Origin of the sequence: Citrobacter sp. C13, from assembly GCF_014596815.2 — a bacterium.
GTDB lineage: Bacteria > Pseudomonadota > Gammaproteobacteria > Enterobacterales > Enterobacteriaceae > Citrobacter > Citrobacter portucalensis.
Window position 1 is genome coordinate 1,148,489 of sequence record NZ_CP115024.1, and the last position, 13,860, is coordinate 1,162,348.

The following is a 13,860-nucleotide window of genomic DNA, read 5'->3' on the forward strand; positions in this document are numbered from 1 at the left end:
CGATGTGTAGCAGTTCGGTTGCGTGATTGTTAAAACATTAACCTTTCAATTCCCTTTCAATGCGGCAGAAACTTTACAGGATGTGATATGCGTCTCTTATTAGCGGAAGATAACCGTGAGTTAGCTCACTGGCTGGAGAAAGCGCTGGTGCAAAACGGTTTTGCCGTTGACTGCGTGTTTGATGGCCTGGCAGCCGACCATCTTTTACATAGCGAAACGTATGCGCTGGCGGTGCTGGACATCAATATGCCGGGGCTGGATGGTCTGGAAGTCGTTCAGCGGCTGCGCAAACGCGGGCAGACGCTTCCTGTCCTGCTGCTGACGGCGCGTAGCGCGGTGGCCGATAGGGTGAAAGGGTTGAACGTCGGAGCCGATGATTATCTGGCAAAGCCGTTTGAAATCGAGGAACTGGATGCCCGGCTGCGGGCCTTGCTGCGTCGCAGTGCGGGACAGGTGCAAGGCATACAGCAACTGGGGGAGCTGGCGTTTCACGATGAAGGCTATTTTCTGTTGCAGGGGCAGCCGTTGGCGCTCACACCACGTGAACAGGCGCTGTTGACGGTGCTGATGTACCGTCGGTTGCGGCCGGTTTCACGTCAGCAGTTGTTTGAGCAGGTCTTCAGCCTGAGTGATGAGGTTAGTCCCGAAAGCATTGAGCTGTATATCCATCGTTTGCGCAAAAAGCTACAGGGAAGCGATGTGCGTATTGCTACGCTGCGTGGTCTGGGCTATGTGCTGGAGCGTAGCGATGAAGTGGGTTAAACCCCAATCGTTGTACCTGCAACTGCTGATGTTTCTGGGCTTGCCGCTAATGTTGCTGTGGGGTCTGTCGGCATTTAACAGCTATGTCAGTGCGCTACAGGCGGCGACCCAGGCGTATGACCGCACGCTCCTTTCATCCGCCAGGACCGTTTCCGAGCGGCTGGTGGTGCGCAATAAACAGCTGGAAGTGAACGTGCCATGGGTGGTGCTGGACAGCTTTGAATTGAATATGAATGACCGACTGTACTACAAAGTGGTTGATCCGGCGGGGAAGGTTATCTCTGGTTATGACGATTTACCGGCGATGCCGCCAGCTACCTCGCGCACGCGGCTTTATCCGGCGCTGGCATGGTTTTATCACACTGAATATCGCGGTGAGGCAATCCGCGTGGCGCGTCTGCTGCAGCCCGTCAACGAAGGCGGCATTGTCGGCATGGCGGAGATTTATGTTGCCGAAACGCTGCAATCGCGGCGCTATCTGGCGCGACAGCTGCTGTTTTCCTCGTGGGTTTCGCAAGGGCTACTGGTGCTGCTGACGCTGGTGCTGGTTGGCTGGCTGCTGCGCCGGGTGCTGCGCCCGATGCGCCAGCTTTCATCGCTGATGGTGCGTCGTGAGCCAGGCCTGCTGACGCCGCTGCCGGAACTGCTGCCATGGTCGGAAACCCGTCTGCTGATTGTGGCTTTCAACCGTTATCTGGACCGACTTCGCGGTCTGATCTCTCGTCAGGAGCGCTTCAGCGCGGATGCTTCCCATCAGCTCAAAACGCCGTTGGCGGTACTGAAAACTCAGGCATCGGTGGCTCTCGCCAGCACCGAACCGCGGCAATGGTATGAGAGTTTACAAGCCATGAGTAGCACGCTCGATAATACCATTCAACTGACGGAGAGGCTGTTGCAGTTGTCTGCGGTGAAGCGCAAGGAGCAGGGGGAAAGGCATTTCTCGCCGGTTAATCTGTATGAGGTGGTGCAAACCAGCTGTTTTACCCGACTGGCGCAGTCGCGTAGTAAAGGGATCGATCTGGGCTATGAAGGGGAACAGGACGCGGTGTGGGTCGAGGGAGATGAAGTGCTGCTCGGTGAACTGTGTGGGAATCTGCTGGATAACGCACTGAAATACACGCCGTCACAGGGGATGGTGACCGCCCGACTGCAACGAGAAGGAGAGGCCGTGGTGCTGGTGGTCGAAGATAGCGGACCGGGCATAGATGAGCAGATGGTTCATCAGGCTCTGCTACCGTTTCATCGTCTTGATAACGTAGGCAATGTCCCAGGCGCCGGGATCGGCCTGGCGCTGGTCAATGATATTGCTCGCCTGCATCGCACGCATCCTCAGCTAACGCGTAGTGAGACATTAGGTGGGCTGAGGGTTCAGGTACGCTTTTTAAGCGTTACCGTATGAGGTATTCATGGTGATGATATTTGTTGTTTAATTATAATAAAAAGTAATTAATTGTATTATTAATATCATTTGAAATGTTGTCTTAAGGCAGCTGTTTTTATTTTAATTACTGTATTAAACAGTAATGCTAAAGTGATTCAACGTCACTGAAACAATACTTTTGTGCAATTTATCATACATAAAACACTTTTTCATAGACCATGAGATGTTATCTGTCAATAGCGATAATGTTGTTAAAGGTTATCTTTTTTGCTGAGGTAGATAAAACTTCCATTGATATCAACTGCATTAAAATCATATAGATACGATTTCACTGGAGAGGGTTGTCACAGTAATGAGTATTATTTTTTACATTTACTGACAATGTGCCATTGCGTTTTTTAGACTTGTGATATAATTAGCAACATGAAATGAGAAAAAAACAATTAAAGATCAATAAATAATGGGCTGAGATATGCTTAAAAAATCGCTAAAGATTAGCAGCCAGGGATATCCAGTCTTTTTAAAACTGGTCGATTTCATTGTTATCAATGTGACGTTAATTTTTAGCGCCCATCTGCTGGGTTTGATGCCCTTTAACACCATTGCCATTTTGAGTCTTCTCTTCTCCATCTTTTTCTTGCTGTTTGCTGAATACATTAAAATGTACCAGCAAAAGATTAAGACGATCGGTTTACGTAATCAAAAGCGCTTGGTTTTTTGTACGCTGCTGGCGATTTTTTTTAACGAACTGGTCAGTATGACGGTGGCTGAACCTGAGTCACTGGGCTACTTAGACAGACTGCCTTCCCCTTTTTATTCAGCCATTATTTACTGGTACTTCATTCCATTACCTTTTCTTTACTACATTCGTTTTTTTATTTTTAAGTATTCAACGAAAAAGAGTATACGGGTGGCGATTATTGGTCTGACCGACAATGGTCTGGCCGCAGAAACCGCGCTAATGAATGAATACGCCAATATCACATTAGATCTGGCCTTTTATGATGAGCGCGCCTTATCTCGTTGTGGCGATGTCGTTGATAAGGTTAAAAGTCCCTTTCGTGGTCCGGTTATCAATCTGGTCGAGGAAGCCAAGAAGGGAAACATAGACGAAATCTATATTGCTTTACCGATGGTTGCTTTACATCGCATTCGTCACTTTTTGGCCATGATGTCAGACACCACCGTAGATACCTATATTGTCCCTGACTTTTATACCTACAGTAACAACATGTCCAAGTTACGATCCATCCACAATCTGCAAACGGCTTTGTTGAATAAATCAGATTTCGGGTAAGTCTCCCCCGTAGCGGGTTGTGTTTTCAGGCAATACGCACGCTTTCAGGCATACCTGCTTTCGTCATTTTGTTCAGCGCTCGTACCAGGGCCATAGCCTCCGCAACCTGACCATCGTAGTCACGCAGCGTCAGTGACCCCCCGAACAGCTGTTTTACCCGGTACATCGCCGTTTCCGCTATCGAGCGACGGTTGTAATCTGTTGTCCATTTCCACCGCGCATTACTCCCGGTCATTCGCTGATTAGCCACTGCACGGTTACGGTCTGCATATTCACCGGGCCAGTAACCCGCACCTTTTCGGGGAGGGATAAGCGCGCTGATTTTCTTACGCCGCAGTTCATCGTGACAGAGCCGGGTGTCGTAAGCGCCGTCTGCCGATGCTGCCCTGATTTTTCTGTGAGTCTGCCGGATAAGACCCGGGAAGGCTTCTGAGTCCGTCACATTGTTCAGCGACAGGTCTGCACAGATGATTTCATGTGTTTTGCTGTCAACTGCCAGATGCAACTTTCGCCATATACGACGGCGTTCTTTGCCGTGTTTTTTGACTTTCCATTCGCCTTCACCAAAGACCTTCAGCCCGGTGGAATCAATCACCAGATGCGCGATTTCACCCCGGGTGAACGTTTTGAAACTGACATTAACCGACTTTGCGCGCTTGCTGACACTGGTGTAATCCGGGCAGCGCAACGGAACATTCATCAGTGTAAAAATGGAATCAATAAAACCCTGTGCAGCCCGCAGGGTCAACCTGAACACGCGTTTAATGACCAGAACGGTGGTGATGGCGAGATCAGAATAGCGCTGAGGTCTTCCCCGTGATGAAGGCGTTGCCGACTCATACCAGGCCTGAATAGCTTCATCATCCAGCCAGAAAGTTATAGAGCCACGGTTGATGAGGGCTTTATTGTAGGTGGGCCAGTTGGTGATTTTGAACTTTTGCTTTGCCACGGAACGGTCTGCGTTGTCGGGAAGATGCGTGATCTGATCCTTCAACTCAGCAAAAGTTCGATTTATTCAACAAAGTCTCTGCAAACTATCGGTATCTTTAGTTCACCTTTTGAGGGGGCTGGCTCGTTTATTAAGCGGGCGGAAGATTTGGTTCTTGGCAGCGTCATTATGGTGATGATTTCCTCCCTGATGCTGGCGATTGCCATTGGTATCAAACTCACGTCCCGTGGGCCTGTTTTTTTCAAACAGGACCGCTATGGCTTGAGCGGGCAAAAAATTAAGGTCTGGAAGTTTCGTTCTATGCGCGTCATGGAGAATTCCGATACGGTTATTCAGGCCACTAAAAACGATCCACGGGTAACCAAATTCGGGAGCTTTTTGCGCCGCACTTCGCTGGATGAACTTCCGCAATTTATTAATGTTTTGCAGGGAAGTATGTCGATTGTCGGTCCCAGACCTCATGCGGTTACGCATAATGAGCAGTACCGCAAACAGGTCGAAAATTACATGATTCGCCATAAAGTTAAGCCAGGGATCACTGGGCTTGCGCAGATCAACGGGTTCCGCGGGGAAATCGATGCGCTTTATAAGATGGAAAAAAGGGTTCAGTACGATATTGAGTACATTCAAAACTGGTCGTTATGGCTGGATATAAAAATTATTATTAAAACTATTTTCAAAGGATTTGTCGGTAAGAATGCATACTAAATTACTCGTTATTACCGGAATCGTGATATCGCAGTCCGCATGGGCTGATTTAACACCGAAATCACACATTGGCTTTGCGGGGATAGACTTCCAGGGCAAGGTCGCTGTGGACTATGGTTATAATGATAACGTGTCTTATCAGCCACATAGCAGCGATGCTATCGGTTCCTCGTTTCAGAGTGCTGCGCCCGTTCTGAGTATGATTGGAGAGCGTGGTCAGGATAAGTATTTGCTGATGTACTCTGGGGATTATCGTAACTACTCAAGCGATTCTGCTGATAACTACAACGATCATTTTTTCCGTTTTAACGGTGCCTGGCGTTATGGGCTCATGCATGGCTTAACCCTCAATCTGGAGGATTCGCTTGGGCATGAATCCCGCGGCCGTGATATCACCGAGGGTTTTCTACCGAGTCAGTTTGAGCAGTATGGGATTAAATCTCCGCTTACGACGAATTTTATCAATAGTGAATTGCGCTACAGCTACGGTGCGCCTGATGGTCGCGGCAAAGCGGAACTGGCGTTGTTATACAAAAAACTGACTTTCGGTAACACCTCTGATGTTCGGGACAGCAGTGAGGACTTCTACAATTATATTCAGGAACAGGAATGGCATGAAAATAGCCTGATAGCGGAAGTTTTTGACCAATACTCATCCAGAACGCGCTTTCGCTATAGCTTTATTACTAACCAGCGTCGCTATGATAACAACTCAGATAAAGACACTAATGAGTATTATTTGCTGTATGGCCTGAAGTCGCAGTTGACGGGGAAAACCAATGTCGACATGAATATTTCATGGCTGTATAAAACATTTGAAAACAACGCAAACTCGCATGATTTTAATGGTCTAAACTGGGACATAAAAGCGGAGTGGAAGCCGTTACAGCAGTCTGTTTTCACGGCCCATTCTGCGCAAAGCATTAAAGACCCATCGGAAGTTGGGGGATATATTTTAGTGACCCAGTATGGCCTTTCTTACCAGCATTTCTGGTTAGGTACTCGTTTTTCTACTTTATTGGACTACTCATTCACTTCGGAAGACTATAAAAAACAGAACAAGGATCGGCATGATAAAGATGGCGTGTTTAGCGTCACCATGAGCTATGACTACACGCCGTCGGTTAATTTTGAGATTAAATATCAGATAGATACATTAAATTCGAATAAGGATACTGACTCGTTTTATATCGGTCCCAACGACAATCAGGAAGTCATTAGAACGTTGGGTTATGATAATTCTATGATTATGCTTAAAGCTAAGGTTCAGATCTAAAATGAAAATAATAGAACTGTGCGCGGTTTTGCTATTCAGTATCCTGTTGGTCGGATGCACAGCGTCCAGCCCGCGATTAATGGACGATCCTGCTACTGTTCAGCAGGATTACCAGCTTGGGGCGGGGGATACGGTCAATATCGCTGTTCATGGTCAACCCGATATGACGATGCGGTTTATTTTGGATAAGAGCGGGGAAATTAATTTCCCGTTTGTTGGTGCTCTTAAATTACAAGATAAAACCGTTGATCAAGTGACTAAAGAATTAACTCAACGCCTGACCGGAGATTATTTTACATCTCCGATGGTGACGGTGAGTATTGCCGAGTTCCGCAAATACTATGTTTCAGGTGAGGTAAAAAGTCCAAATGGCTTCGCCTATGAGCCAGGGCTTACCGTCGAGAAATCTATTGCGCAGGCGGGTGGATTTACAGATCGTGCTGACCGAAAAGATATCAACATTCGCCTGTCAGGGAGCAATCAGCTGCTTGAGAATGTCGATTTAACGCACTCTGTTCATCCTGGGGATGTCGTGATTATTGGCATGGGGTTCTTCTGACGATGAAACTATCAATAGTGGAAAACGGCAAAAAACGAGAAAGCAGTGTCGAATTCTCCCGCTTTGCCAAAGAGCTGAAAAAGAACGCCTGGAAAATCGCGCTGGCCGGTATCGTTGCCGGGGTCGTCGCGTATCCGTTAATCAGCATGATGTCTTCAAAGTATGTTTCAACGGCGACGGTGCTGATTAAGGCGCAGGCTGATAACGTTTCTCCGTTTCCACAGGTTGATGGTTTCGATTCAACGCGCAGTGGTTACTACGAAACACAATATGCGTTGATGCATTCACGTATTGTGCTGGAGCAAGCCGTACGTGATATGAAGCTGGATGAAAACCCGGAGTTTACCGGGGAAAAAGCCGGTGCTCAGGGGGCTGATAGCAATGAAAGTCGACAACTGAGAATGGAGCAAGCGCTGAAAACGCTGGCGAAAAATCTGAATGTCATTGGTATTCGTACGACGAACCTGGCGTCTATTACCTATGAATCAACGTCCCCTCAGGTTGCGGCTGACATTGCGAATGGCGTCGCGCAGGCTTTCATCAACTACACGGTGGAGCAGAAACGCCTGAAGGTGGAGAAAGCTCGCGAACTGAATTTTGAAAAAATGGAAGAGATTCAGAAGTCGATAGCTAAGCAAAAAGACGAGATGGACAGCTATCTGAAAAATGCCGGGCTGCTGACCTTCCGCGGTATCGATGGTTTTGAAACCGAGCAGTTAAGTATCGTAACCAATCGCCTGGCCGATGCGACCCAGCGTCGGGTTGCCGCTGAATCCGTCTATAACGAGGTGAACGGGGGAGGTAAGTCCATTGAGAGCGTTATCTCGCTGCCTTCGGTCTCTAACCACGCTCAGATCCAGGATTTGCGCATTGCGTTGATTCAGGCGCAACGAACGTTGTCCGAACAGCGTAAAGTCTATGGGCCAAAAAATCCTGCCATTTTAAAAGCAGAAGCCGATGTTCAGTCGATCCAAAGCCAGACCGGACGAGTGTTGGGCGAGCTGAAAGTCGGTTTACGTCAGCAACATCTGGCGGCGCTGGCGGACGAAAAAAACTATCAACAACAGGTGGATGAGCAGAAAGAGATCTTCCAGAAAATGGCGTCAAAGCGGGATGCCTGGAACAGTCAAAAGCTGTCGTTAGATAAAATGGAAGACCTGTATAAATCGCTTTATCAACGTACTCAGGAGCTGTCGCTGTCCGGCGTGAATGCCGATGCGGTGTTATACGACCCTGCAGTACCCGCGTTAAAACCGGCGAAACCGAATAAATCTTTATTGTTGCTGATGGTGGTCATGCTGGTGGTGGTGTTCAGCATCATGTATTTCATTGTCAAAGCGGCAATGGATAACTCAATCGGTACCCTCAGTCGCATGAAAAAACGGCTCAATGTTGTTCCGCTGGGTGAAATTCGTCGTTTTAGCGGAACCTCAGGGCGTGCGCAGGTGCGGGACATGATCATGAAGAACCCGCTGAATGCCGATATTGTGCACGGTATCCGTACCCGGATTATGCTGGATAGTCGACCTTTACAGACGTTCGCCGTGGCGTCGACGGAGCACGGCGATGGGCGTTCTTTGTTGGCGAATCTGTTAGCGAACTCTTTTAGTTTCGACCAGAAAACACTGCTTATTGATGCAGATTTCTTTAACACTGGTGGGCTCACATCCGAGCTGGCGTCAGCTACATCCGCAGGCTTAGCGGAACTGCTGCGCGGGGAGATAGAGCTTGAACAGGCGAGGATCAAACTCAGTGATAATCTCGACTTTATTCCACACGGCAAGAACACCATCTCATCTTTACTGATGCTGTCGCCGGAGCACGTTGAACCCATAATGCGAGAGCTGAAATCGCATTATCAGCGCATCATTATTGATGTTGCTGCCGTGAATCAGAGCCTGGATGTTCAACTGATCAAACGTGCCGTCGATGGCGTTGTTTTCATTGTGAAAGCCGGGGTGGGGTCGGCGGGACAAATCGCCAACGCGCTGGATAAGATCGAGGAAAATAACGGCGTGGTGATTGGTGCGGTGCTCAATGCAGTTGAAGAAAAGGATCTTGAGACGCAAGAGGGTCTGCGATCACTGAACTTCAGTACCGATCAACTGATGGCAACGCCAGGCCGCGTATGAGCCTACTGAAGAGCGCTTCCACGATAGCCGGTTCATCAGTCATCTCGCAGTTGATTGGTGCACTGTCTATTTGGTTGATTTCACACAAGTACGATATGGCTGAAGTGGGGCTTTATGCGCTCAACTACAGCATCGCCGTGGTGGGCGCTCAGGTGTGTACCTTTGCATCACAGCTGTTAATTCCTAAACAGCAGGATGACGAACTGGTGCAGAATGTCGTGTTTTGCTTAATACAAAGCACGATCATTGCCTTACCGTACGCCGTACTCACCGCGTGGCTGTTTCACCAGAACATCCTGTTTCTCTATTTGCTGACGCTGGCAACGGCGTGGGTTTTAATCTCGGAAAACCTGTCGCTACGCACGGCCAACTTTCGTTTTCTGATTTTCCAGCGTATTTCTGTTTCTGTGGTCGTTGTACTTTCCGTCCTTCTTACGCACCATGTACAACTATTTTATTGGTCGTGGGCCTGCGCGACGATGGTGCTGACCATAAGCTGTATTTTGCATTCGTTTGATATTCGTTCGGTGGCGGCCAGACATCTGCGACCCGCCAGTAATTGGCATTTTTTCAAACAGAATATTCATCACATTACCAAAGTGGGCAGCGCGGAAGTGTTGGCGATGGCCAGCAGCAATTTGCCTATTATGCTGATTAACTTTTGGTTCTCGGCGCTGACGGCGGGTTATTTTTCCGTGGTTAGCCGCTTTTGCCTGGCTCCGGTGGTGATCATCGGGAATGCGGTGCGCAATACTATTTTTTCCAAATGGTCTATCGACTTCAGAAATAATACCTTTAACTATCAGGAGTATACTAAGGTACGTATGCTATTGCTGGTATTAGGGGTTATCTGTACCCTTGGGGTTTTTATTTTCTATCCGATTGTGATGCGCCTCGGTTTTGGCGAAGACTGGATTAACTCCATTGAGACGTCACGCTACATGTTGCCCTATTTGTTCCCGGCGCTGGCGATAAGCCCTCTGACGGTGATAGAGCTTATTTTTGGTTCCCATCGCTATTTTCTGCGCATCCAACTGGAACAGCTGGCGATTGTACTCTTCGCTTTTGTTGTGACGCCCTATTTTTATAAAGATTATGCAACGTCGGTCATCTTGTTTTCTTCACTGACATTTATTCGCTACGCCTTCATTTATCTAAAAATGAATAAGCGAGCCAATCTCCTGAAAGACAAGCCGGTGATACTATGACGCTTAATACCGGATACTATTTACAGGTTTATACCTTTGTCACGCTGATCCTGTGTGGCCTGGTGCAATACTTTACCGGCATGCAGTCAGTGCTGTGGATACCTTTTTTCCTCACCTTATTGATGGTGGGATTATTGGTGATGCAGACGCGTGATGGCTCCTTACATCTGGATGCCCAGGAGACGATTGTCCTGGCATTGTACTTTTCGTTTCTGGTGCTGGCTGGAGCATCGACGCTGATTCAGGGCGGGATCACCGTAGCGATTGTGGCATTTAAAAACGAAATTGCGCTGTCGCTGGTGATGATCTGTTTGCTGCTGGGCTTTTGCCGGGAATCACAGATTTACCGCGCAACGCGCTATCTGTATTGGGTGTTTTACGCGCAGATTCCGGTAATGATTTATCAGGTGTTACTGGTCGTTCCCCAGCGCGTCGCGGTGCGTGGTGAAGATGAGAAATGGGACTCCGTGGTTGGCACGTTTGGCGGTGACCCCATGGGGGGCGGGAATACTGCCGCAATGGGCCTGTTTTGCCTGTTAATTATGTTGTTAAAAGTCTCAGAATATAAGCATGGACTCACCACGTTCAAATCCATGGCGCTGCATATTGTTCTCGGTATCGGGTTATGCATCATTGGTGAAGTAAAGTTTGTCATTCTGCTATCGCCTATATTCCTGGCGTGGGTGTGGCTTTCACCGAGCTACGTCAAAGACGTTAGTAAGGTCAATCTGAAGACGTTATTGGTTATTGTGGCGGGAATGCTGTTGCTTATTAGTCTGTCGATTGTGATCCTCGCGTACTATTATTCTACGGCGTTCGGTGGCGATCCATCGAAAAGCTCGTTAAGTATTTTTATCGACTCCTTAAGCTATATCTTTGATCCGAACTACATTATGTCTACCGGTGAGTTAGGGCGCTTTACGACGTTCCTGTTCTGGTTGAAAAATAACGATCTGTGGGGGCTTTCAGGAACGTTATTTGGCTACGGACTCAATGCAACTAACAGTGGTAGTACGGTGTCGCCGGGCTTTTTGAATATTATCTACAACTTAATTCTTGACTCGACTTCCCTGAGTATGCTGCTGTGGGAAGTGGGGGTGATCGGCACGTTGCTCTTTATTAGCTTATTCATTTATATCCTGAAGGTTTGTCAGCCAAAGCCATTACTGATGCTTGAGCAACTGGACCAGCAGGATCTTCAGTTGTTGAGCTTTGCACCGGCGTTTAACGCTTTTGCGATTAGTTGCTTAATTAGCTTACCTTATAGCCAGATACTGATGATTACACCGATGTTACAATTCCTGTTCTATTTATCACTAGGATCAAGTTTAGTGATTCGTCGAACCGTCCTTCGCTGCGTAGGGTAATTGTATGGACCAAAAACCGTTTATTTCAGTGAGTATTAAAACACTCAATGAATCTAAATGTATTGAGAAGACGATTGACAGTATCCGTAAGCAGCTTATTGATTATCCACACAAAATTATTGTGGCAGATAGTCTGTCAACGGATAACACCCAACAGCTTGCGATCGATAAAGGGGTGACCGTAGTGTCCTTAACTGACCCTGGCGATCGCTGCTGTGGCGTCGGGCACCAGTTAGGTTATCTGTATAGTGAAGGGGATTATCTGCTGCTGATGGACGGCGACATGGAACTGGAAGAGGGCTTTGTGGATCAGGCGGTCGCGTTTTTGCAGGCCGAACCAGAATATGCAGGCGTTGCGGGAACCGTTGAAATGGACGATGCCGTTAACTATGAATTTAAATCGCGTAAGCAACGCATTAATAAAATCTATCCACTCGGGGATAGCGATCATCTGGGTGGCGGTGGGCTGTATCGTCGGTCGGCAATTGAAAAAATTGGTTATCTTACTAACCGTAATTTGCACGCGTATGAAGAGGCTGAACTGGGCCTGCGTTTAATCGAAGCAGGCTATAAACTGCGGCGCCTGGATATTCCTTACTTCAGCCATACGTCACATACGCTGCCGACGTTTAAGATGCTGGCGCGGCGCTGGACCAGCGGTTATTACCAGGCACCGGGTGAGCTTTTGCGTTGTAGTTGGGGGAAGCCCTGGTTTTCCCAGTCATTCAACATCGTGAAGAATGAGGCGGTATTTGCGCTTTACCTTATTCTCTTATTTGTGGCGCTGCTCAGTTTAAATATCAATGTGTTTGCCGTTGCGCTTCTACCATTACTGGCGTTTGCTTTGTTGAAGATTGTGCAAAACCGCTCGTTAACAGATGGGCTGCAAAGCGTTATTAATTTAATCGTACGCTCAGCGGGGCTGATCAAAGGTATTTTTTATCCGGTACGCGATCCGCTGACTCCGCCTAACAGTAAAATCATTCATGAATAACCGGGGCAGGCGCCATGAAAGTATTATTGGTTAACAAGTTTTTTTTCATCAAAGGCGGCGCGGAAACGGTTTATTTTCAAGAGCGCGATATGCTGAAACAGGCCGGAGTGCAGGTTATTGATTTCTCTATGCAGCATGAGAATAATTTCCCCTCGGATTATACGGATTATTTCGTCAGTAATGTGGACTACCACAAAGCGAGCAATCTGCTGGGTGGTATCAAAACGGCGGTTAACTTTATTCATAATTCGCAGGCCTGCAAAAAAATGCTGGCGCTTTTAGAAAAAGAGCGCCCGGATATCGTCCACTTTCACAACATCTACCATCAGTTAACACCGGCGTTGATTAAAGTTGCGCGCAATTTTGGCTGCAAAACGGTGCTGACTGCGCATGACTATAAGATTGTGTGCCCCGCGTATTCCATGCTGCGCGACGGCAAGGTGTGTGATTCCTGTATTACCGGAACGGTTTTCAACGCCTTCAGGTATCGTTGTCAGGAAGGTTCAGCCTCAAAAAGTTTACTGCTCTCCCTGGAGGCAACCTGGCAGTACATTGCACAAAACTATCAGGCACTGGATGTGATTGTTTCACCGAGCGTTTTTTTACGCGGTGTTTTGCTGCGCACGCTGCCAAATTCGCGCATTGATGTCATCGTCAATGGCGTTGATGATAGCCGTCCCCTGGCCGAAGTAAGCGATGAAGGCTATATGCTGTACTTTGGCCGTCTGAGCCGTGAAAAGGGCGTGGCAACGTTGTTGGCAGCGCATAAAAAAATGCGGAACAGAGCGCCGCTGAAAGTTGTGGGGCACGGTCCGTTGCATGATGAATTAGCCGCCAAATACCCTGATGTTGATTTTTTAGGTTATGTGCAACAAGGGGAGGCGCTCGATAAGCTTATTAAGCATGCGCGAGCGGTGATCCTGCCTTCAGAATGCTATGAAAACTGTTCTATGGCGATATTAGAAGCGATGTCCTTAGGCAAACCGGTTATCGGGTCGCGCATCGGCGGTATACCGGAACAAATTCGTGACGGTGTCGAAGGGATTTTATTCGAACCGGGTAATGTGCATGAGTTAGCCAATGCGATGGACGCTCTGGCTGACTCGCCTGAGAAGGCGAGGAATATGGGCTTACAAGGTCGTGCACGGTTGAGTGAAAAATATGCGCTGAGTAAACATATGGATACCCTACAGGCGCTGTATAAAGAACTGCTGAGCAGGCCATAGT

At 47.9% G+C, this 13,860-nt stretch carries 11 protein-coding genes and 1 pseudogene; 11 read left to right on the forward strand and 1 reads right to left on the reverse strand.

Going from position 1 to position 13,860, the window contains the following annotated elements; genetic code table 11:
- Positions 1-87 precede the first annotated feature (87 nt).
- From tctD to IB222_RS05510, 3 genes and pseudogenes are all read left to right on the forward strand, one after another.
- Entirely contained in the window at positions 88-762 is a 675-nt protein-coding gene (gene tctD / locus IB222_RS05500) for a transcriptional regulator TctD (RefSeq protein WP_003826032.1), read from the forward strand.
- Complete coding sequence (locus tag IB222_RS05505) at positions 749-2,161, forward strand: sensor histidine kinase (RefSeq protein WP_057067654.1); 1,413 nt, start codon at positions 749-751, stop codon at positions 2,159-2,161. The genes tctD and IB222_RS05505 overlap by 14 nt, the downstream gene beginning before the upstream one ends.
- A 454-nt stretch (positions 2,162-2,615) precedes the next feature.
- Positions 2,616-3,410: pseudogene (locus tag IB222_RS05510) on the forward strand (undecaprenyl-phosphate glucose phosphotransferase); the annotation flags it as partial.
- Between the two features lie 55 nt (positions 3,411-3,465).
- Here the strand turns inward: IB222_RS05510 and IB222_RS05515 are convergent.
- On the reverse strand, positions 3,466-4,389 hold the full coding sequence (locus IB222_RS05515; protein WP_032624899.1) for an IS5 family transposase: 924 nt from the start codon (positions 4,387-4,389) through the stop codon (positions 3,466-3,468).
- Here IB222_RS05515 and IB222_RS05520 point away from each other — a divergent pair.
- Genes IB222_RS05520 through IB222_RS05555 form a run of 8 tightly spaced genes read left to right on the forward strand, consistent with a single transcriptional unit; the run spans position 4,378 to position 13,859 of the window.
- Positions 4,378-5,097 (forward strand): exopolysaccharide biosynthesis polyprenyl glycosylphosphotransferase, encoded by a 720-nt coding sequence (locus IB222_RS05520; RefSeq protein WP_348925735.1) that lies wholly within the window; start codon positions 4,378-4,380, stop codon positions 5,095-5,097. The two genes, IB222_RS05515 and IB222_RS05520, sit on opposite strands and share 12 nt — an antisense overlap.
- The gene (locus IB222_RS05525) at positions 5,087-6,373 is read left to right on the forward strand and encodes an outer membrane beta-barrel protein (protein WP_125112809.1); all 1,287 of its coding nucleotides are present in this window, start codon (positions 5,087-5,089) and stop codon (positions 6,371-6,373) included. The genes IB222_RS05520 and IB222_RS05525 overlap by 11 nt, the downstream gene beginning before the upstream one ends.
- 1 nt (position 6,374) lies before the next feature.
- Positions 6,375-6,932 carry a polysaccharide biosynthesis/export family protein gene (locus IB222_RS05530; RefSeq protein ID WP_149385072.1) on the forward strand — a complete coding sequence of 186 codons (558 nt, stop codon included), beginning with the start codon at positions 6,375-6,377 and terminating at the stop codon, positions 6,930-6,932.
- A gap of 2 nt (positions 6,933-6,934) precedes the next feature.
- Positions 6,935-9,064, forward strand: coding sequence for a tyrosine-protein kinase domain-containing protein (locus IB222_RS05535; protein WP_149385071.1), 2,130 nt, complete (start codon positions 6,935-6,937; stop codon positions 9,062-9,064).
- Positions 9,061-10,272 carry an oligosaccharide flippase family protein gene (locus tag IB222_RS05540; protein WP_149385070.1) on the forward strand — a complete coding sequence of 404 codons (1,212 nt, stop codon included), beginning with the start codon at positions 9,061-9,063 and terminating at the stop codon, positions 10,270-10,272. The genes IB222_RS05535 and IB222_RS05540 overlap by 4 nt, the downstream gene beginning before the upstream one ends.
- Positions 10,269-11,639 carry a hypothetical protein gene (locus tag IB222_RS05545; protein ID WP_003826045.1) on the forward strand — a complete coding sequence of 457 codons (1,371 nt, stop codon included), beginning with the start codon at positions 10,269-10,271 and terminating at the stop codon, positions 11,637-11,639. Before IB222_RS05540 ends, IB222_RS05545 begins: the two co-directional genes overlap by 4 nt.
- Positions 11,640-11,643: 4 nt before the next feature.
- Positions 11,644-12,633, forward strand: coding sequence for a glycosyltransferase (locus IB222_RS05550; protein WP_125112806.1), 990 nt, complete (start codon positions 11,644-11,646; stop codon positions 12,631-12,633).
- A gap of 14 nt (positions 12,634-12,647) precedes the next feature.
- Positions 12,648-13,859: a glycosyltransferase family 4 protein gene (locus IB222_RS05555; protein WP_125112805.1), complete on the forward strand. Its 1,212-nt coding sequence runs from the start codon at positions 12,648-12,650 to the stop codon at positions 13,857-13,859.
- The last annotated feature ends 1 nt before the right edge of the window (position 13,860 follow it).